Origin of the sequence: Paenibacillus sp. Marseille-Q4541 (genome assembly GCF_018310695.1) — a bacterium.
Classification (GTDB): domain Bacteria; phylum Bacillota; class Bacilli; order Paenibacillales; family Paenibacillaceae; genus Paenibacillus.
Genome location: NZ_JAGXCY010000004.1, coordinates 61041 through 82993, shown reverse-complemented (window position 1 = coordinate 82993; position 21953 = coordinate 61041). Strand labels below are relative to the sequence as shown.

At 44.9% G+C, this 21953-nt stretch carries 15 protein-coding genes; 12 read left to right on the top strand and 3 right to left on the bottom strand.

Annotation, left to right across the window (positions count from 1 at the left end; genetic code table 11):
• Window positions 1-146: 146 nt before the first annotated feature.
• From KFT32_RS06635 to KFT32_RS06620, 4 genes are all read left to right on the top strand, one after another.
• Window positions 147-1004, top strand: a complete 858-nt coding sequence (locus KFT32_RS06635; RefSeq protein ID WP_211746359.1) for a MurR/RpiR family transcriptional regulator — start codon at window positions 147-149, stop codon at window positions 1002-1004.
• Window positions 1005-1010: 6 nt separating this feature from the next.
• Window positions 1011-1736, top strand: coding sequence for a glucosamine-6-phosphate deaminase (nagB, locus tag KFT32_RS06630; RefSeq protein ID WP_211746358.1), 726 nt, complete (start codon window positions 1011-1013; stop codon window positions 1734-1736).
• A 1-nt stretch (window position 1737) separates the two neighbouring features.
• Entirely contained in the window at window positions 1738-2967 is a 1230-nt protein-coding gene (nagA, locus tag KFT32_RS06625) for an N-acetylglucosamine-6-phosphate deacetylase (RefSeq protein ID WP_211746357.1), read from the top strand.
• 189 nt (window positions 2968-3156) lie between these two features.
• On the top strand, window positions 3157-4149 hold the full coding sequence (locus tag KFT32_RS06620) for a phosphotransferase family protein (RefSeq protein WP_211746356.1): 993 nt from the start codon (window positions 3157-3159) through the stop codon (window positions 4147-4149).
• Between the two features lie 108 nt (window positions 4150-4257).
• Here the strand turns inward: KFT32_RS06620 and KFT32_RS06615 are convergent, their stop codons facing one another.
• Window positions 4258-5619, bottom strand: a complete 1362-nt coding sequence (locus KFT32_RS06615; RefSeq protein WP_211746355.1) for a dipeptidase — start codon at window positions 5617-5619, stop codon at window positions 4258-4260.
• 233 nt (window positions 5620-5852) lie between these two features.
• On the opposite strand from KFT32_RS06615, the gene KFT32_RS27580 reads away from it, so the two are divergent.
• From KFT32_RS27580 to KFT32_RS06580, 7 genes are all read left to right on the top strand, one after another.
• Window positions 5853-8273, top strand: a complete 2421-nt coding sequence (locus KFT32_RS27580) for a helix-turn-helix domain-containing protein (RefSeq protein ID WP_211746354.1) — start codon at window positions 5853-5855, stop codon at window positions 8271-8273.
• A 399-nt stretch (window positions 8274-8672) separates the two neighbouring features.
• Window positions 8673-9608 (top strand): ABC transporter permease, encoded by a 936-nt coding sequence (locus KFT32_RS06605; protein WP_211746592.1) that lies wholly within the window; start codon window positions 8673-8675, stop codon window positions 9606-9608.
• Window positions 9609-9662: 54 nt separating this feature from the next.
• Window positions 9663-10547, top strand: a complete 885-nt coding sequence (locus KFT32_RS06600; protein WP_211746353.1) for a carbohydrate ABC transporter permease — start codon at window positions 9663-9665, stop codon at window positions 10545-10547.
• Window positions 10548-10578: 31 nt separating this feature from the next.
• Entirely contained in the window at window positions 10579-12105 is a 1527-nt protein-coding gene (locus KFT32_RS06595) for an extracellular solute-binding protein (protein WP_211746352.1), read from the top strand.
• Window positions 12106-12129: 24 nt separating this feature from the next.
• The gene (locus KFT32_RS06590; protein ID WP_211746351.1) at window positions 12130-15423 is read left to right on the top strand and encodes a glycosyl hydrolase; all 3294 of its coding nucleotides are present in this window, start codon (window positions 12130-12132) and stop codon (window positions 15421-15423) included.
• A gap of 6 nt (window positions 15424-15429) precedes the next feature.
• On the top strand, window positions 15430-16719 hold the full coding sequence (locus tag KFT32_RS06585; protein WP_211746350.1) for a Gfo/Idh/MocA family oxidoreductase: 1290 nt from the start codon (window positions 15430-15432) through the stop codon (window positions 16717-16719).
• A gap of 118 nt (window positions 16720-16837) precedes the next feature.
• Window positions 16838-19006 carry a glycoside hydrolase family 88/105 protein gene (locus KFT32_RS06580; protein ID WP_349304872.1) on the top strand — a complete coding sequence of 723 codons (2169 nt, stop codon included), beginning with the start codon at window positions 16838-16840 and terminating at the stop codon, window positions 19004-19006.
• 84 nt (window positions 19007-19090) lie between these two features.
• Here the strand turns inward: KFT32_RS06580 and KFT32_RS06575 are convergent, their stop codons facing one another.
• Window positions 19091-19969, bottom strand: a complete 879-nt coding sequence (locus KFT32_RS06575; RefSeq protein WP_211746349.1) for a DUF72 domain-containing protein — start codon at window positions 19967-19969, stop codon at window positions 19091-19093.
• 193 nt (window positions 19970-20162) lie between these two features.
• Between KFT32_RS06575 and KFT32_RS06570 the strand changes: the two genes are divergently transcribed.
• The gene (locus KFT32_RS06570) at window positions 20163-21158 is read left to right on the top strand and encodes an MBL fold metallo-hydrolase (RefSeq protein WP_211746348.1); all 996 of its coding nucleotides are present in this window, start codon (window positions 20163-20165) and stop codon (window positions 21156-21158) included.
• Between the two features lie 138 nt (window positions 21159-21296).
• Here the strand turns inward: KFT32_RS06570 and KFT32_RS06565 are convergent, their stop codons facing one another.
• Window positions 21297-21875: a phosphatidylglycerophosphatase A family protein gene (locus tag KFT32_RS06565; protein WP_211746347.1), complete on the bottom strand. Its 579-nt coding sequence runs from the start codon at window positions 21873-21875 to the stop codon at window positions 21297-21299.
• Between the last annotated feature and the right edge of the window lie 78 nt (window positions 21876-21953).

Here is a 21953-nt window from a genome sequence, read left to right as displayed (position 1 = left end):
ATGCTACAAAAAGGACACAAAAACCTAGTTGGAAACGGTTGATTTCAACTTCTGTTATGGATTACTATGAAGGCATAGTTAAAATAATTTTCTTTGATTTTTATTTATTGATTAAAATAATTTTCGTTACGAGGTGTAATCACATCATGGCTGCTATCTTACATGCTCTCTCGAAAGAAATGGAACAACTCCCTCCTCAGGAGAGAAGGATTGCTGAGGTTATTTTGGAATCACCTTCTGAAATCACGCAGTTGTCTATTAAGGAACTAGCTGAAAAAAGCGGAACCAGTCCTGCTACGGTGACTCGGTTTTGCAAATCAAGGCATTTTCGAGGTTTTCCAGATTTCAAAATGAAACTTGCCGCAGAGACTTCGCAGCCTTCCGGTGTTACGGCTTATCAAGATATCGTAGCGGGCAATTCCCTTTCTACAATTGTAGAAGCGATTGAAGCGAATCATCTAGCTTCCATTACGGATACGACTAGGATGCTGGATATGGAACGACTTCAAGAATCGATACGACTGCTATGCCAAGCCAGACGTGTGGATCTGTATGGAGTTGCGACTTCATCCATCGTCACACAGGATTTGTATCAGAAGCTAGTTCGTATCGGTGTTTCCTGCACTGCTTTTTCGGACGGACATATGCAGGTGACCTCAGCTTCATCGCTGGGTCCACAGGACGTTGCCTTTGCCGTTTCTTATTCTGGCGAAACACAGGATACGATCGATGCGCTCGCCTGCGCCCAAGAAAACGGAGCGAAGACGATATCCCTTACATCGTATGGGCATAATACCCTTGCTTCCATAGCGGATATTCCTTTGTTCACTTCCTCACTCGAACAAGGAATGCGCCGAGGAGATATGGCTTCGCGAATTGCACTTTTACATGTCATTGATATTTTGTTTACGGGTATGATCAGTCAGGAATTTGAGCGGTTTGTTCCTAGACTCGATGGTTCATATGAGCAAGTACAACGTGTGAAATTACGAAATGGAGGATGATTGGATATGAATATATGGACTTTTGATCAAGAGAAAGATTTAAACACAACAGGAGCTGGCCTTATCGCAGCACTTTTACAAAGTAAACCGAAAGCAGTACTGGGCCTTGCAACAGGGAGTTCCCCTGTCGGAATATATAACGAGCTGATTGATATGTATCGTCGCGGTCTCGTGAGCTTTGCGAATGCTTCTTCTTTCAATTTGGACGAATATGTGGGCTTGCCTGTAGATCATTCCGAAAGCTATCGCAGTTTTATGAATGAAAAATTGTTTAAACATGTAGATATTAAGCTTGAAAATACACATGTACCTGATGGTAATGCACCAGACCCGGATGCTGAATGTGCACATTATGAGCAGCTCGTGAACGATCATGGTCCTGTTGATATTCAGCTTTTGGGAATCGGACATAACGGACATATCGGATTTAATGAACCAGGAGCGAACCTGACTGGCGGCACCCATGTAGTAGATCTAAAAGAAGAGACGCTCAAAGCGAATGCTCGTTTCTTCCCTTCCTTTGACGATGTACCTAAACAAGCGATGACCATGGGCGTTGCTTCTATTCTTAAAGCAAAACAAATCCTGCTCGTTGCTCGCGGAGAAGATAAGGCGGAAATTATTCGTACAGCGCTGAGAGGTCCAATTACAACGGAATGCCCGGCTTCTCTTCTACAGTGCCATCCAAACGTGATCGTGTTGTTGGATCGTGGAGCTGGGAGGTTCATGTAATATGATCAACCAACTTTTAGACAATAGCGGGCATTCCGATACGAGTGTGCAACATGCAAACGGTCTGACGACCATTTATGGAAATGTGGTCACAAAAGATCGCATCATCGAAGATGGCGCAGTAATTATGCAGAATGACAAAATTGTTTATGCAGGTCCTGCCTCCGAAATTCCACAAAGATGGGTGGAAGAAAAGGGAGAAGTAATCCAAGGAAATGATGGTTATATCGTTCCTGGTTTTATTGATATCCACGTCCATGGCGGCGGCGGCGAGGACTTCATGGATTCAAATAAAGAAGTGATCGACACCATTACTTCTTTCCATGCAACACAAGGTACAACGACCATGCTGGCTACGACGATGACTGCTCCAAAAGAGTGGATTGATAAAGTACTTCGTGAAGTGAATGAATATCGATCCCAGCCGATGCCTTATGCGCAGCTTGCTGGTGTTCATTTGGAAGGTCCTTTTATTAGCCCGAAATGGCCGGGAGCACAGAACCCTGAACATATCTCTCTTCCGGATGTGAACTGGCTAATGGCTTGGGAGAAGATGTATCCAGGTCTGATTCGCCAAGTAACTCTTGCTCCAGAACGTGAGGGTGCTCATGAAGTGATCGCATGGCTTAAGGAACATAAGGTTATTGCTGCACTCGGTCATACAGATGCGACATATGAAGAAGTAGAAGCTGCGGTTGAAGTTGGGCTTCACCATGCGGTGCATACTTTTAATGCAATGACTCCTTTGCATCATCGGAAACCGGGAACTGCAGGAGCCGTACTCGGTGACAAGCGTATTAGTGCAGAGGTAATCGCAGATGGGATTCATGTGCATCCTGGTGCAGTTTCTTTGATAGCTCAGCTCAAAAGCAGTATCCAAAAGCTTGTCCTGATTACGGATGCGATGTCTGCTACCGGTCTTGAGGATGGTAACTACACTCTAGGCGACCTACCTGTTGTTGTAAAAGAAGGGGTAGCACGTTTGGAAGATGGTGTAACGCTAGCGGGTAGCACGCTTACGATGATTCGTGGTTTCCGCTTCTTAGTAGAGGAAGTGGGACTTAGCATCGTAGAAGCTTCTCAGGCGGCAAGCCATAATCCGGCCAGCCTGCTCGGATTGCTGGATGTGACAGGTACCATCGAGCAAGGCAAACAAGCAGACCTGTTGCTGCTTGATTCTTCTCTTGCGCTTACAGACGTCTGGATTAAAGGTTCAAAGTTAGGCAAATGATTTAATAACTAGATTAAGAATTGTATTCCATAGAATAGAAGAAACCTCTACGATCATTGTGTTCATTGATCGTGGAGGTTTTTTGTTATCATGGCAGATGAATTTCAGGCGTTTGCTTTATCCAATTTCTGTTATAATATGCTGTAAAATAACCTTTGGTAGTGTACGTAAATAAAGGGGGAACATCAGATGGAAACCGCTACGAAACGAAAACTCAGTGAGCATGAAATATATAACGTTGCGGCACGTGCTTTTCCCGGATCTACTCTCGTAAATGCAACAGAACTTACAGATGGTTGGGCAAATTCAGCCTATGTATTAACCGTGCAATTAATAGATAAGGAAACAAAACAATCGGTATTAAAAGTTGCTACAACGAACACAGCCTCCTTGTTGCGATATGAACGTGATCTAATGACCGCAGAAGTGGAGGCATTTCGGTTATCTAAAGAAGCGGGATTATCTTTTATACCGGAAGTGCTATATCATGATGTATCCCGTGAAGTCATTGATGCTGAGTATTTTGTAATGAGTTTTATTCCGGGACGAGCTTATAGTAAGGTGAAATCGGAACTGTCAGCGAAGCAGAGAAGCAGAATTGAACACCAACTGGGCGTGTATAACCAGGTCATAAATGAAATTACAGGGAGTACATTCGGGTACCTTGCTCAGAAAGAACGGCAATGTAGCACCTGGCGTGAAGCTTTTTTAGGCATGTTGGATGACCAGTTCGCGGATGCTGCTGATAGTGGAGTGGCGATGCCTGCTAGCATTGAGGTCATGCGCGAAGCTATGTACCGAATCGCGGATTGTTTGGATGAAGTAACCGTGCCACGTCTTGTCTTATGGGATTTGTGGGATGGAAACATCATGGTAGAAGATGGGGAAATCTCAGGTTTAATTGATTTCGAGCGAGCTTTTTGGGGCGATTCACTCATGGAGTTTTATTTTAATCATTTTCAGGACTCGCAAGACTTTCGGAATGGCTATGGTATTGGAGTACTGACGGAGACAGAAAAATCACGCTTAGCTTTGTACAATCTGTATTCGGATATTATTATGTGGGTTGAGTGTGATTTTCGGAAGATCCCAGATGAGGGACATGTGAAGTGGGCATGGGGCAACCTCGTGCAAGGCTGGGAGAAATTTAATAGACAATATGGAGTAGAACGAACAGGTTAATATTATCTAACAATCTTAAAAAAACCTCTGTTAAAGAGGGACAACTTAGCTTTTTGCTAAAAATAAACCACAATCCCTTGGGACTGTGGTTTATTATTTTAACAATAACTATGCACGCTTCAAATACTCGACAATCGTCAGCAGACCTTTATCGAAATTCTCCAAGTTAAAATGTTCATTCGGTGCATGCAGATTTTCATCTGGCAAGCCGAAGCCCATCATAACAGCAGGAGCGTTCAGGGTACTGGACAGTTTTTCAACGATCGGAATGGATCCTCCATCTTTCGTGAAGAGCGCGCGAGTACCATATACCGTTTCAAACGCATCTGCCGCTTTTTGCAGCATGGGGTGAGAAGGATCAATGTTAAACGCGAACGCTTTTTCTTTAGGAGTCACAGTGAGCTTTGCTCCTACTGGTGTATGCGCATGTAGATGTGCTTCAATTGCATCAAGGCAAGCTTGCGGATCTTGATCCGCTACTAAGCGGCAAGTGATTTTGGCATGCGCTTCTTTAGGAATAACCGTTTTGCTACCTTCTCCTTGGAATCCGCCGTATACGCCATTCAGTTCCAGCGTAGGACGTGCACCGATTCGTTCCACGAAAGAGTAACCTTCTTCACCAAAAAGAGCATCAAGACCGAGATCTTGTTTCAGCTTCTCCTCGTCAAATTGCTGTTTCGCAAACTCTTCACGCATTTCGGAAGACAGCTCTTGTACTCCATTGTAGAATCCTTCTACACTGACGCGTCCTTGTTTATCATGCAATGTGGACAACAGTTCAACGATCGCATGAAGTGCATTCGGTACACCACCGCCAAAGGAACCGGAATGCAGATCCGTATTTGCTGTATTTATAGACAATTCAAGGGAGCAAAGTCCGCGCAGACCTGTAGAGATCGCTGGTTTCCCTGGCGCAAGCAACGAGGTGTCTGAGATCACGACGACATCAGCAGCAAGCTTGTCTTTATTCTCTTCAAGGAAAAGTGGAAGGTTTGGACTGGATACTTCTTCTTCACCCTCAATACAGAACTTGATGTTAACCGGCAGTTCTTTTTCTTGCTTCAAAATCGCTTCAACAGCTTTTACATGTAAGAACAATTGTCCTTTATCATCTGTTGCACCACGTGCATACAATTTGCCGTCACGAATGGAAGGCTCAAAAGGAGGAGTATCCCACAAATGTAATGGATCAACGGGTTGTACATCATAATGTCCATAGACCAAGACTGTTGGTTTACCTTCCGCATGCAGATAGTCTGCCGTTAGCAGAGGGTGACCTTTGGTTTCATGGATTTCTACATGTTCAAGGCCCGCCTCTGTCAGTTTCGCTGCAAGCCATTCAGCAGCTTTGTAGACATCTCCTTTATGTTCAGATAAGGCAGAGATACTCGGAATGGACAACCATTCTTGTAGCTCGTTCAGATGTTGTTCACGATTGTTTGCAAAATACGTTTTGTAATCAATACTCATAGTGAAAGAATCCTCCTCAAATAACGTCTTCAACGATTCCTTATTATTCTACACTCTTTTTCCAGGAATACGAAATACCTAGTAAGTTAAGAACAGAATAATCTATATTTGCAGGATTAAGGATGGGGGATAGCGAAAAAACAACATACTACCACATTTGTATGTTTTGCACCCAACATAAAACAATACTCCCAAAGGCTTATGACTTCGTGAAATAGGTAGGTGAAGCTAAAGTGATTTCTCATCCCCGCTCCGTAAAAAGAAGGAAGTTGCCCCCACTTGGTTCCATGAAGGGCGGACCTCGCAAAGGACGCTTTTATCGAAAAAGTTTAATTACCATTCTGCTGATCGCTAGTATTCCAGGTCTGATCACAGGGATGACGATGTACTGGCTCGTTATAGGTCAGATGGAAAAAGAGTTTAACCGGCTGCATCAAAATCAAATTCAGAACCGGGCTGAAAATATTGCTGACCAGTTCAGCTTTATGGAGCTCAGCCTATCTCATTGGGCTTTTGAACCTCGTTTTGGTGAAGATTTGAAAGAAATGAACTATATCTATCATTTTGATCAGACCGAAGATATCGTCAAAACACTATACGTGCTGCAGGGCTCAAATCCATTAATCCAAAAGGTCGAGTTGTATGTGAATGAACCACAGCCGATTTTGTTCAACCGCTCTTATGGGGAACTGACAGACGCCCGGCTCATTGACTCTTACAACCAGTACTTGAGAGAAGGGAAGCATATTTATTGGACGGACCGAAGTCCAGGACAACCTTTAACAGGACAGAGAAATGAGGGTACATCAGATGAGGCTAGTGCTCTTCTGTATAGTGATCCGGGGGAAGCCTTAGTTCTTGTTCATAAAATTCCGGGAGGAAGCGTAGCCCCTTTTGGCGCGCTTATTGTAAAGCTGGATAACAAAAAAGTGACCAACCTCCTGAAAACGCTTACCCCTTACGATCAAGGATCGACCTTTCTATTAGATCAAAAAGGGAATGTACTCATTTCCACAGGGGATCCTGATGCCAACTCCTCTATACGATTAAATGAAGAAATCAGACAACAGGTGGACCTGTCCCAAGACAGTGGTTCGTTACTCTATACCTTTGAAGGAACAACATACTCCGTATCTTATGGAAAAATCAACCGCATCGATTCGGACTGGGTTTATGTGTCTGCTGCACCCGTTACAGACATTACGGCTCCGATGTTATCGGTATCCAAGGGCGTTGTCTTCATGAGCGCAACGGGATTACTTTTGGCTATCGTTTTGTCCTGGTTTGCATCCCGCCGAATCTATACACCCGTCGAACGGTTATTGACGTTACTTTCTACGGATTCATCAGGTAGTAATCCTGTGCATTCGGCAGTAACCATTGATGAGTTTGAGCTGTTTGAAGACCAGTGGAACGAACTACTTACGGAAAGAAGCACGGCTCGAAAAAGATTAGAACTTCAGCTGCCCCAGTTGCGGGGCGGATTTATCATGCAGCTAATTCAGGGGCATCTGTCTGCACATTCGGAAGAAGATCTTAGGGAGCGACTTCAGGATCTTGGATTTCAGATAGTAGGTCAACATTTTGTACTGGTGAGGTTACAGCTTACCGGTTATTCCAAGCTTAGCGGAAGATTCCTGGAACAGGACAAAGGGCTTGTTACCTTCACAGCGGTTAATATTATTGAAGAATTTGCGGAACAACGTTTTGAACAAGTTTCTGTTTTGAACTTCCACGATCTGTCGGCTGCCATACTTTTGAGCGGTGAGGAAGCAGAGTTAAAAGCCACGGTCCTTGATTGGTCTGAAGAGCTGATGCTTGTTATCAATCAGATTATGAAAATGAATGTGACCATTGTGGTAGGCAGGTCTACAGCTTCCGTTAGTGAACTGCCTTCCCTGTTTCTAGAGCTTGAGCAAGCAGAAGCTTTTCATAGTATTGAAGAGCTGAATCAACTTCTTGATTTGGATAATGAGATTCTACTTCATGAGATGGGGCAATCAAGTTACCCGTTTTTACTGGAAAGGGATCTGATCCATGCGGTTCGAACCGGAAAAGAGGAGGAAGCAGCACACCTCCTCCATGATTTTGTGAAGGAGGTAACACAGCATCAATGTACCAAATATCAGTTGCAACAAACGATGCTGCAACTCCTTGCAAGCATACAGCACATGATGTTACAGTCCGGTATTCCTCCTTATGAATTGTTTAGCGGCCGTAATTTATATGAAGAGCTTGCACAGCTAAGGGAACCAGCACAAATCCAGTCCTGGCTGAAGACCGAAGTGATTGCACCTTTTATTACGTTTATGGAGCAGAGATCTCATTCAGGACTAAAACCAGCTATCGAACGAACGATGGAGCGCATCAATCAGCAGTATATGACCGATATCTCGCTTGAAGCTTGTGCAGATTTGGAAGAAATGACCCCTTATGCGCTTAGCAAAGCTTTTAAACAAGTTGCTGGAATTAACTTTATTGATTACGTCACTTTTCGGCGTATGGATATGGCAAAGCGTCTACTGCGTGAAACGGATTTGAAAATAAATGAAATTGCGGATCAGGTTGGCTACCAGCATAGTTACTTTAATCGAATATTTAAAAAGCAGGAAGGTTTGACTCCAGGGCAATACCGTGATCAGTGGAATCGATAAGTACGTGTGAGCATATAAGAAGCAAACTTCATCTTAAGTGAAAATACCGCCTTCACTCCAGAGCAGATCTGCTAAAAGGAGCGGGCGGATTTTTTTATACAAAAAAAGAGATGAGTGCAAAAAAGTGATATAGGCTTTGAACAAAAAAGGGGTAGAGTACGGAAAAAGGTTGATATATCAACGCTTTTATTCATTTTGATGTGATGCACAAAAATAGCTAGTTGCTGGAAATCGGCGTGACTCGGTAAAGTAAGGATCAATCAAATGTTAACGCTTCCAAAAAATGAGCCTGATTAATCCATCCAAGAAAGGAGAACGCTCATGAACCAACATTCACCAGGAGAACTGTCTTCAGGTTCACCAGATTCTACAACGGTTTCGAATTATTCGCCTGATGGTATGACGAAGGCTGAATCAAAACGAAGAGCAAGAAACAGATGGCTGTCTCAGTTAAAACGAAACAAGTGGCTTTATGTTCTACTAGCTCCCGGACTGCTTTATTTTCTTATCTTTAAATATGCACCAATGTGGGGAGTCGTTATCGCATTTCAAGACTATCAACCTTTTCTTGGCATCCGTAACAGCGAGTGGGTAGGGTTTGATAATTTCACTACATTTTTTCAGAATCCCGACTTCTTCAGGCTACTTCGAAACACCCTGATTCTGGCCCTATATGATCTGATCTTCTTCTTTCCGGCACCGATTCTGGTGGCCTTACTACTCAATGAGATATCGAGATCATGGTTTAAAAGAACGATTCAGACGCTTGTTTACGTACCCCATTTTGTATCCATGGTCATTATTGCAAGTATTACGTATGTATTTCTAACACCGGATGGCGGGGCCTTATATGAACTCATCGCCCAAATTACCGGGAAGCCCGTTGATGTACTATCAAATCCAGATTCGTTCCGGCCTCTCATTATTATCCAAATGCTGTGGAAAGAAGTTGGCTGGGGCACCATTATATTCCTTGCGGCACTCGCTGGTGTAGATATGGAACAGTATGAGGCTGCCATCGTAGATGGAGCAGGACGGATGCGAAGAATATGGCATATCACGCTTCCGGCAGTTCGCAGCACGATTATTATTTTGTTGATCCTGCGACTTGGTAACTTCATGGACACCGGATTTGAGCAGATCTATTTGATGACGAATCCCTTGAACCGGGATGTAGCAGATGTGTTTGATACGTATGTGTATCAAGTCGGTATCACTCAAGGAGCTTTCAGCTACAGTACAGCCGTTGGATTGTTTAAATCTCTGGTTGGCATTGTCCTGATTCTCGGAGCAAATAAACTAGCCAAAAAGTTTGGGCACTCTGGTATCTACTAGTACAAGGCCGGTTAGCTGCCTCGATCCTAAATTTTTAGTAGGAGGGTCCGCAAGATGAACAAACGATTTAATACCCCAGGCGGCCGTGTGTTTGATACGTTCAATTACATGTTCTTGGGCCTATTTGGACTTGTCACAGTGCTGCCTTTTCTGTATATCATCGGCAATTCATTTGCCACCGAAGCAGAGATTACAACTCGTAGTTTCTTCCTCATTCCCCAAGAGTTTTCCTTCAGTGCTTATCAATATATTTTTTCTTCGTCTACGATTTTTAGAAGTATTGGAAATTCCATTTTTATTACGGTTGCGGGTACGCTGGTTAACTTGTTTTTTACACTCACGATGGCTTATCCACTGTCTCGCAAAGACTTTTGGGGACGAAATGTAGTGATGAACCTAGTGATCTTTTCTATGCTTTTTGGTGGAGGGATGATTCCAACTTATCTTGTCATTCGGGGACTCGGCCTCCTGGATAGTTACTGGTCATTGATTTTACCGGGGGCGATTGGAGCTTTTAACTTAATCGTAGTTAAAAATTTCTTTCAGGAACTTCCAGCAGGCTTGGAAGAAGCGGCTCGCATCGATGGATGTACCGATCTTGGTGTCTTATGGCGTATTGTTCTTCCGCTATCTAAGCCTGTCATTGCCACCTTTGCTCTTTTTTACGCGGTAGGACATTGGAACAACTTTTTCTCAGCTCTCCTTTATCTATCAGACAGTGCAAAATGGCCGCTGCAGATTATGCTGCGCCAGATTGTACTTCTATCGCAAGGGACTGTAGGAGATATGTCCAATATGGATCCAAACTTTGTCCAGCCACCAGAACAGTCGATTAAAATGGCGGTCATTGTAGTCGGGACCATTCCGATTCTGCTCGTGTATCCATTCCTTCAAAAGCATTTTGCAAAAGGGGTTCTGCTTGGTTCGATCAAAGGGTAACAAGAAATTAAAATAATGGGGGTACTTGTTCATGAGAAAAAGCAAAAGTACGTTATCGTATTCTGTAAAAATGGTGAGCACTGCTTTCTTGGTTACGTCCTTGCTTGCTGCCTGTTCACCTGGGGGAGAACAGAACAGTGCAGAATCTGGCACACAGAAAAGCCCTGATTCCAAAAGTCAGATCAGCATTATGGTTCCTAACTTTGCAGCAGAGACGCCTGCAGATAACAATGCGGTTCTACAGAAACTAGAAGAACTTACAGATACAGACGTAGAGTTTCAGTGGGTACCAAGTAGTTCTTACGATGATAAATTTAATATCACACTCGCATCTGGGAAATTACCAAGTGTTATGGTCGTGTTGGGCAAAACCCCAAGTTTTATTAATGCAGCCCGCAGCGGTGCTTTTTGGGAACTCGGTCCTTACTTGAAGGATTATCCGAATCTATCGGGTGCCAACGAGATTATTCTGAACAATGCCTCCATTGATGGGAAGACATATGGTATATACCGTGCTCGGGCGCTCGGAAGAAATGGCGTTTCGATTCGGAAAGACTGGTTAGATCATCTTGGTTTGGAAGCGCCGACAACGATTGATGAATTTTACAAAGTTATGAAAGCGTTCACGGAAAATGACCCAGATGGCAATGGCAAGAAGGATACGTACGGCCTCATTGCAAGTAAATTTAACGGTCCATGGGATATTATGCAGGTGTGGTTTGGGGCGCCAAATGGATGGGGAGAAGAGAATGGAAAGCTGATTCCGGCGCATACGACTCCTGAATATTTGGAAGCGCTGAAATTTTTCCGTCAGCTGTATGCGGAAGGTATCGTGAATCAAGATTTCGCTGTCATGGATGCTACGAAAATGACAGATTTGATGGTTAATGGAAAAGGTGGAGTGATGGTTGACGTAGCAGACAATGCACAACGTGTAGAAGCAAAAATACTGGAGAAAGACCCGAATCATACGGATGCTGTCGATGTTCTGCCTGCGATGGTAGGTCCAGAAGGACATCGTGATCTTCCGACTTCAGGATATGCCGGCATGATTGCGATCTCTAAGAGCGGGGTGAAAACGGAGGAAGAGCTTAAGAAAGTACTTGCTTTTCTTGACAAGCTCAATGATGAGGAGCTACAGATGCTAATGTCATCAGGTCTAGAAGGCACTCATTACGAGAAAAAGGATGACTACATCGTGCCGACTACGGATAAGCAGAAGCTGAGAGATTTGAACGGAACGAACCAGATTCTGATGTTTATTCCGGAGACACGAGGACTCACAGTAGAGCAGACACCACTACGCAAAAAAGTAGCTGAACTGCAAAAAGAAAATGAATCGATTGTTATTCCAAATCCAGGTGAACCACTCATTTCGGATGTCTATGCACAAAAAGGACCACAGCTCGATAATATCATTAATGATGCGCGCACGAAGTTCATCGTAGGCCAGATTGATGAAAAAGGATTACAGGATGCTTTTGCCTTGTGGGAGAAAAACGGAGGTACAGAATATGTAGCAGAGGTGAACAAACTGTACGCCGAGCTGCAGAAATAAACGTGTTACAAGGAGGTTGTCAGGATGTGGAATGCCGAAACATTCCAGAATCCAGGGAATGAATATCGTGTTCATCCTTTCTGGTTCTGGAATGGTGAGATGGATGATGAGCAGATCCGTCACCAGATTGATGAGATGGCAAAGCAGGGAGTAGGCGGTTTTTTTATCTGTGCGAGACAGGGACTCACCATCCCTTATCTCTCACAGTCTTGGTTTGATAAGGTACGGTTTGCTGTCCAGGAAGCAAAGTCAAAAGGGATGCAGGTTTGGCTGTATGATGAATATCCGTATCCAAGCGGTATGGCAGGGGGCGAAGTGACCCTTGAGATGCCGGAAGCGAAGCAGCGTATGCTCGTTCATCACAGCGGTAAGGTCAGCCATGGCGAAAGCGTGTCATGGACCTTGCCTTGGGCTGTAATTCTGTATGCAAAAGCAGTCCCGATCAGCACGGATGGGAAGCATCAATGGGATAAGGCGATTGAACTGCGGAAACAGATCGGAAATGTCCAATTAGATCAGATATATCAGGAAACAGGACTTACTTCGTATAATCGCAAACGCTTCTTTACTTATGAGACCGCTTTCTGTCTGGAATGGGCAGTGCCTGAAGGGAATTATGAGATCTTCATTTTCATGGAACAAGAGATTGATGATTTTAAATATTACGGTAATTTTGTGGATCCGCTGAATGAGAAGGCAATGAAACGTTTTATTCAGCTGACACATGAGCGATATCAGGAAGAGCTTGGAGAAGATTTTGGAACAGTGATCAAAGGAATGTTCACGGACGAAATTGCTCCTCTTGGTCGTATCCCTTGGTCTCCCCAGTTACCCTCCTTTTTCAAGGAGAGCATGGGTTATGACCTGCTGGAACAACTTCCCGCTTTGCTGCGAAGCGATGTGCCGCAGGCAAAACAAACTCGTTATGACTTTTTTCAATCGGTTCATTTGCTGTTACGAAAGTCAGTCCACAAGCAAGCCCATGATTTCTGTGAACAGGCTGGTATTCAATATGCAGCCGAAGTTCCTTCCTTACGGATGACAACCCAGCTCTATAGTCATCTGCCGGGAGGAGATTCTGCCCATGAAAAAACCGGCCGTTCTCTAGCCTATATTCTGGAGCGATATGGACTAAACATGCGGGACAATCCGAAGATGGTAAGTTCCCTTGCCCGCCAGCTAGGCAGACCCCGTAATATGATTGAATGCTTTCACAGTGTAGGCTGGTCCATGACATTGCAGGATGCGAAGTGGATGATTGACCGAATGGCTGCGCTTGGAACTAATTTTTATAATTTTCACGCGTTTTTCTATACGATTGGCGGGCTTGCGAAACATGATGCGCCACCATCGCAATTTTTGCAAAATCCGTATTGGCCTTATTTCCGACAGCTCGGTGATTATGTTGGACGCATCAGTTACTTGATGAGTGAAGGGAGGGCTGATATTCGAATAGCCTTGCTAGATCCTACGACGACGTTTTGGACGCTGATGGGCAACCCGCTGCATGGCTTCCAATATGGGGGAGAAGTTGAGAAGGAGCGACAGCTGCTGGATCAGCTGAAGTCTGACTGGCTCGCACTCTCGAATCAGTTACTTCGCTATCGCCGTGATTATGATCATCTCGATCCAGAACTGCTGGCAGAAGCACAGATCGAAGATGGGAAGATTGCGATTGGTACGGCATCTTATGAGGTACTGATTTTGCCTCCAATGATGAATCTTGAAGCAGCAGCTTGGGAACAGATCGAGGTATTCGTAGCTTCAGGTGGAAAATTGATTACGACCGGGCAGCTTCCTGTCGAATCCGTACAGCCAGGATCTCCTACGGTAGAGGATTGGGAAGAGTTTTGTAAAAAAGAGCATGTTCACTCGCTCCCCTCGGACTTGTCCATGGAAGAAAAGATACCGAAGTTACTTCTTCCGAAGCTCAATGAATGGGTGAGTGATGCGGCCGTGTTGAAGTTGGAGAATGATACCCTGACAGTACTCCAGCAGTTCCGGATCATTTCCGAGCATCAGGCTTTTTTGTTCCTGACTAATCAGGAAGGGGAAACCTTACAAGGTCATGTACAGATTGATTTGAAAGTACTACTGGACCGACTAGAGACAACAAATAAGGAGATCAGTAAGACCGAAGTAACGGTTCGGAACTTGTCACTGCGTACAGGAGAAGCGAGCGAAGAGATACCGGTCATTCTTTCTTCAACAGATCCATTAGGAAAAGAACAATATGAAATGCAAGTAACGCTGGCTCCTTATGAAGCAGTGATCTTCCTCTTGGATGTTGTACCAGCAAAGGTGGAGGCCTCATCACCTGATGAAGTAATCTTGCCAAGTCGTCATCGCATTGAACTTCCTGTCAGAGGGCAATGGAAAGTGACTCCAGAGCAAGACAACAAACTGCGAATAGGCGAGTTTATTTTGACCGTTACAGGCGCACAGGGACAGGTACATATTCAGGACCTGAAAGTACAGACCAAAACTTTCATTGAGCAGGTAGCCGGTGATGCTGGAAGCGGCTTACCACTACGATTTGATCAAGTATTCGGTACACCGAAGAAAGCGAAATTAGCCTATCCACTACGTGCCACTTATGTATCTCAACTGGAATGTAAAAGAAAAGAGCAAACCTGTCTTCTGTTTTTTGATCAGAACGCTATTTCAGGGGAGTATGTCATCGAAGTGAATCAGCATCGTCTATGCCCGTCCGATTTTTCAGCTGTCTGTATCACGGATTATAACAACAAGGGGGCAGATATTGCTCCTTACCTGCAGATTGGCACAAACGAAATTACCATTCAAATTGAAATTACCAAAGACCATGATGGCGTTGTTGACCCACTCATGTTGTCTGGTTCCTTCGGTGTATATTACGAGGACGGAAAGTCAGTCCTGGCAAAATTGCCGGAGTATACCGATGCGCTACTCCCAGAGCCAATCGTTGGTTTTCCTTATTATTCTGGGACCTATCGTTTGGAACAGACCTTTAACTACAGAGCTTCGGAAGGGAAAGAAGTAGACCAATTTGAACTGTTGTTCTCCGACTTTCGGATACAGGATGTCGTAGAGGTATTAGTGAATGGCAAGTCTCTAGGTATTCGTGCTTGGTCACCTTACTTCTGGGAGGGAAGTACATCCCTTCTATGTGAGGGAGACAATCAGTTGGAAGTGAGAGTCACCGGAACTTTAATCGGACTCCTCGAAGGGACTTATTTTGATCAAGAGCAGCATGCTGCAGTAGATGTGAGAACAAAACACAATGAGAGCCGTTTATTACTTGCCGAAGTACAAAATAAGGGGCGATTTAGGAGGTAATATACAATGAGCAAAAAAACGTATGCAATTGTAGGTACAGGGGGGCGAGCCGGATTCTTTTATACGGCACTCGCCCAGGATTTTCGTGAGCAATCCGAACTGATCGCCTTTTGTGATTCCAATCAGACAAGAATGAATTATGCCAATGAGGTTCTTAAGGAGAAGTGTAACTATCCTGAAGTCCCTACTTATAAAGAAACTGAATTCGAGAACATGATCGAGAAGCATCGGCCGGATACCATTATCGTCACTAGCATCGACCGAACACATCATCGCTATATTATCCGTGCGCTGGAACTTGGGTGTGATGTGATTACAGAAAAGCCGATGACGGTTGACGAAGAGAAGTGCCAGGAAATTTTGGACGCAGTAGAAAGAACCGGACGAAACGTGCGGGTGACTTTTAACTACAGGTATGCCCCGCATCACACCAAAGCCCGTGAACTCATCATGAACGGGACGATAGGGGATGTACATTCGGTTCACTTTGAATGGCTACTTAATACTCGTCATGGCGCAGATTATTTCCGCAGATGGCACCGGGACAAACGAAATAGCGGGGGACTACTCGTACATAAATCGACGCATCATTTTGATCTTGTTAACTTCTGGATCGGATCCCAGCCGGAGACGGTCTTTGCTTTTGGTGATTTACTTTTTTACGGCAAGGAAAATGCCGAGAAACGCGGAGAGCGTCATCCGTATCAGCGAGCAACGGGTAGCGAACTCGCTAAGGATGATCCATTTGCATTGCATCTGGATGAGAACGAGTCTTTAAAGGCGATGTATCTGGATGCAGAGCACGAGGATGGATATCAGCGGGATCAGAACGTTTTTGGAGACGGAATTAGCATTGAAGACACGATGGGTGTCCTTGTCAGATACAAAAACCGGGCTGTCCTTACGTATTCACTGAATGCATATATGCCGTGGGAAGGATACCGTATCGCTTTTAATGGCAGCAAAGGGCGTATTGAAATGAATATCGTGGAGCAGTCCTATGTAAATGCTGGCGGAGATCGTGCGAATGAGGGTGCACTACAAGGCCACAGCATCAAAGTGTTTCCGATGTTTGATGCACCGTACCCAGTAGAAGTGAAGGAAGGCGAAGGCGGACATGGCGGAGGCGATCCGGTCCTTCTAAATGATCTGTTTGGCGAGCCCGTGCATGATCCATTTGAACGTGCAGCAAATCATGTGGATGGCGCACGTTCTATTCTGACAGGGATTGCTGCGAATAAGGCGATTCGTACCGGCCTTCCGGTTCGGATTGATGATCTTGTGAAGTTTTATTAGGTAATTCAGCTTTAACTGACCCTGGATTCCTACAATAAAGCAGAAGGGGCTGATCCTCATCCGATATTTTCATGCAAATGAATCAATAGCTAGCCGTGTATCTGATTCCATATCAGATGTGCTTGAGACCATTGCACAACGTTATATTGGCGATAATCCCAAACAATCGTTTACCTTCCGAGCTTTTCATAAAGAAGGTTTCAAAAGGCTCCCGGATTACAGATATGAGATGGATCTCAGCCATCGTCTGCCAGAAGCGACTACTGGAACTTATGCTTATGTATGGGGAAAGTTATGGAGCGGACAGCAACAGGAAACGAAACTTAATATGAGTCTTAGCTGTTATAGTCCGGTGAAAATTTATGTGAACGGAGCTTTGTTTTTTACGTCGGATCTGCATCAAGAACTGTTTCCGGAAAGACGAACGGCTTTGCAAATCCCGGTCCAGTATGGCTGGAATGATGTGATCCTTCAGTTTGTGAAAACAGATGTCGGGTTCGGCGGTGTGTTTGGAACGGGTTCATTCAAAAATTTCCCCCTTCACTTTATTGTCCCTAGTCAGGAGCGAGATGGAATGGAAGGGTGGTTGTACTCAGAGGCATTTGAGGAGCCGCCCCTACATCTACCTCATCAAGGGATGAGAGAAGAAGACACGGGTCTGAACTGGTATCCTCGGCAGCAATGGACTGATCTTGAGCATCGTATGGGAGTGTTCGGGAGGTTATATGGTACGAAGCAACAAGCAGAAGCCTATGCTTGGACAAAGGTGATGGTAAATAAGCCAAACAACACCCCTCTGATATGGAGAGGTCGGCATGAAGGGCCGATCACAGTTTATCTAGATGGGGAAATAATCTATCAATCACAGGCATCAACAGGTGAGATGGAACTGAAACTTCTGAGAACATACGGTGTTCATCATCTGGTCATGAAGGGGAGTTGTATTGGTTCTGGGGCGTCTAGGTGGGGATTTGATCTAGAGGAGCTGAAGACGGACAGTGGAGTTCAGCTCCTTGCTCCTCATCCAGTTGCCGGAAGTAGTGAACCTTTTCTTTATTTAGGTCCTTTTACGCCAGAAACCAATCTGACCCCTGCACAGGTTCAGGAGGTTCACTGTGTATTTGACGATGGCAAACAAGGGCTGTACTACGAGCTCGATCAGCCGGAAACGACGATTAGACCTTATCTCGAAAATACGCATTACGGCAAATGGAATTATCCGCTTGGTGTGACGTTACTTGGCCTTCTTCATACAGGAACAGAGCTCGGAAGAGAAGATTATATCCGTTACGGCGTAGATCATATTTCTCTCAGTACGACCTTTGATCATTATGGTTTGTGGGATAGGGCTGTGTATGGAGCGGCGGGGATTAATAATCAGCTGTCTGCGATCGACAGTCTTGATGACTGTGGTTCCTTTGGGGCAACGATGCTTGCTGCGATGGATTTGCAGGACATCCCTTATGGAAGAGAGACGGCGGACCGCATTGCTGCATATATCTCCGAAGAACAGGAACGTTTAGCAGACGGAGCTTTTTTTCGGCAAAGAGGCAGTGGAGAAATGCGGCAGGAGACGATGTGGTGCGATGATTTGTATATGAGTACTCCTTTTCTGTCGCGATATGCGGCACTTACGGGGGAGTCAGGATATTTAGAGGATGCCGTTCAGCAATTTCTGCTGTTCCGAAAATATCTGTATATCCCAAATCTGCAAATCATGTCTCATGTGTATGACTTCGTGAGAGGCAGTGCAACAGGAATTCCGTGGGGACGGGGAAATGGTTGGGTGCTGTTTTCGCTCACTGAACTTCTAGATATCTTGCCGGAGCACCATGCAAAGCGCACAGAACTGATGTCATTTTACAGGGATTTGTGCGAGGGGTATCTTCGTTTGCAAGGGGAGAATGGGTTGTGGCATCAGGTGCTGAACCGACCTGACAGTTACGAGGAAAGCTCCTGTACCTCGATGTTTGTCTATGCTTATGCGAAAGGGATTCGGAACGGCTGGTTTACGGAGCCTGCCCCGTATATAGATGCCGTATTTCAAGGCTGGAGAGGGCTAACTCGTGTAGCGATTGATGCGAAAGGGAATATCTACGGCGTCTGCCGCGGTTCGGGTTATTCTTTTACAGCTGCTTACTATAAAGATGATCTGGGCTGGAATCTGAACGATACCCATGGAATTGGTATTGTACTGCTCGCAGGGGTAGAGGTGCTTCGCTTGCAGAAAGAGCTGAGGAAATCGGGAGCTGCGCAAGTTGAAACCGTGTCACCTCGTTCTTCTTGAGGATCAGGATTTTCGTTGACAGGAATGAGGAGGGCAAGACGTTCAGTGGACGTCTTGCCCTCTTTCTATTGCCCTACACGACAGCTAAAATAGTTCCAGTTGTTCGGGTTCCTCTTCCTTCCTCTGCCTGATGATGTCTGAAGCGAGTGGCTGCGGTGACATGCCGAGTAGAGTCATCAATTGTTTGGCATTCGCAGCAGCATCCCCGCCAGAGTTGTTATTAAAGACGATGCTGATTTCCTTGCTCTGCTTAGATAGCTCGTTCAATTTTTGCTTCCAGTCGGTAAGTTCCTCTTCGTTATAGCGGTATAAGTACCTGACTTCTCTCCAGTTCGGGGCTCCACTTTGATGCCATCCTGAAGCGTTTCTTCCATGGAAACGGACGATGGATAAGGCTTCATCCGTTGCGGAAAGAATGGTGGGCACTGAGCCTTGTCCGGCATCTGGCTCATCACAGATGCTGTGAATCCACCCTTCGCGGCGCATGAAAGCAAGTGTTTTTTCTTTCATGTCCCCTTCAAACCAGCTTCGATGACGAAACTCAAGCGCACAAGGTATCCCTGTCATGCGTTCTTTGACTTCGCGTAGCATCGTTACATTCTCGCGAGTACAATCAAACCAAGGGGGAAACTGAAAAAGTACGGCTTTCATTTTTCCGCACTCCATCATCGGTTCTAGAGATTCTTTAAAAGCAACATACATACTTTCCACGTCTGTAAAGTACGGTTTGCCACGAAGGTGGCCCGTCATCCCCTGATACGCTTTAACAATGAATGAGAAGTGATCAGGTGTTTCCTCGGCCCATCTGGCCATCCGTTCTTTCGGTTGTACGGCATAGAAACTGCTGTCTACTTCAACAACCGGGAAATGGGAGCTGTATTCTATCAGTTTATCTTTTGATTTGGTGCCGGGCAGGTACAGATCATCATGGTCACCCCAGCCCGTTAGACCAATATGGATCATTAGGTGTACCTCCTTGGTCTTGAATTATCTCGTATGATTCCTTTATTCGAACATTATATAGTATGGTCTATGAGAGGGACAAACAGGAATCACCTATGGATTTTTTATACGACCTCACGTATCATTTTGAAACAGAAGGAATCGAAATCATCGTTTTCCATAAAACGAATTTGTTTAGAAAAGAGGGTATAACATGAAATTGCCTGAATGGACAATGCACGAGGAAGAACAAATAGTACAGGTCAAGATTTCCATGTCCTACCCGTTAAGATGGGTTAATAGTTATCTTTGGAGAGGGGAAACAGGGGTTGTTATCGTGGACCCTGGTCCTCGCAGTGAGCAGACGGAAGAGGAATGGCGGATCGTATGGGATGCACTTTCTATTGCTCCGAATGAGATCACAGATATTGTGCTTACTCATCATCATCCGGATCATTACGGTCTAGCCGGCTGGATGCAGGAACAGACAGGAGCTAAGGTTTGGATGTCTCAGCGAGCACATCAGGAAGCCGAGTTTATGTGGGGAAAAACGGCAGATATCAATCAGGTGTTGCCCGATTTTTTTCGGAGTCATGGAATGACCGAGAAGTGGGCGGAGCAGCTATTTTCACATATGGAAAGTTTCCAGCCACAAGTTACGCCATTCCCTAGAGTCCAGTACATAGAAGAGGGTGCGTTTGAGGTAGGGGGACGCAAGTTCCAGGCGATTGAAACTGCTGGGCATGCACCCGGACATTTGTCATTTTATGATCCAGAGCGAGAGCTGATTCTATGTGGAGATGCGGTTCTACCTCAGATTTCGCCCAATGTAAGCTTGCTTCCGGGTAGTGATCCAGAACCGTTGCTACATTTTCTCGAAGGATTAGAACGGATGGAGGGGCTAGAAGTGCGAAAAGCTTTTCCCGGTCACAGGCATCCTATGGTCTCTTATCAGTCGCGCTTAGGCACCCTGAAGGCCCATCACGGAGAACGTCTTCAACAGATGGAGAAAATGCTTACGGGTCAGCCCCTGACTGCGTTTGAGGTATGTGTAGCACTGTTTGGAGAGAAATTTGGAATTCATCAGATGCGTTTTGCCATGGCAGAGACGTTAGCCCATCTCTATGAACTCGTTCGTCAGGATCGTGCTAAGGTCTGTCAGAAAACGGATGAGGACAGCAAACGAATCGTCATTGCTTTTCGTATCTAGGTTTTAGCAAAATATATAAAGGGACAACCTTCTGCTTATCAGGCTTCTTGAAGAGTAAACACTCAATTACGTGTTCGTTCTTTTTAGATGCGCTGGTCCATGATCAGAAAGGCTTGTCCCTTTTTTTATTGAGTAAGCTTATTTTTCTTTTTTTATTTGCTCTTCCATGTCATCTTTTACGGGATCTCCACCAAGCTTGGCTTCTCGTTCCGCCTGTTTGCGATGAGCAATTCTACTGCTTGCCGAGGCAGCAACGGCTCCAACAATATCATCGAGGAACGTATGGATGTGACCGTCATTTTTGTCATTTAGTCTTTTGAGAATCCCCGGTTTCAATTTATCGATATAGCCGTAATTGGTAAAGCCAATACTGCCATATACGTTAACGATAGAAAAGGCGAGTACCTCATCTACCCCGTAGAGTCCTTCATCATTTTCAATCATATCCTGCAGCGGTTGAATCAGTTTGCCTTCCTCAGCAAGAATATCCAATTGAATTCCTGTAATGACCGCATTTTGTACTTCGCGTTTCTTGAGCACTTGTTCTACGTTATGAATGCACTCTTCCATCGTGAGTCCTGGAAAATATTTAGATTGCAGCATGAAGACAAGCTCGGCAATCTCTTCGATTTTTACACCGCGTTTTTCCAGCCATTCGTTTGTTGCATCGGACACCTTTCGGCTGTTTAGGCTGTAAGGCACTTTTTCCAGTGTCATCTAGTTCACTCCTTTGTCAAAGCACAGTTTATCCCGTTTCCATAAAATTTAGTTATTTTTTGATCAAGGGCTCGTATA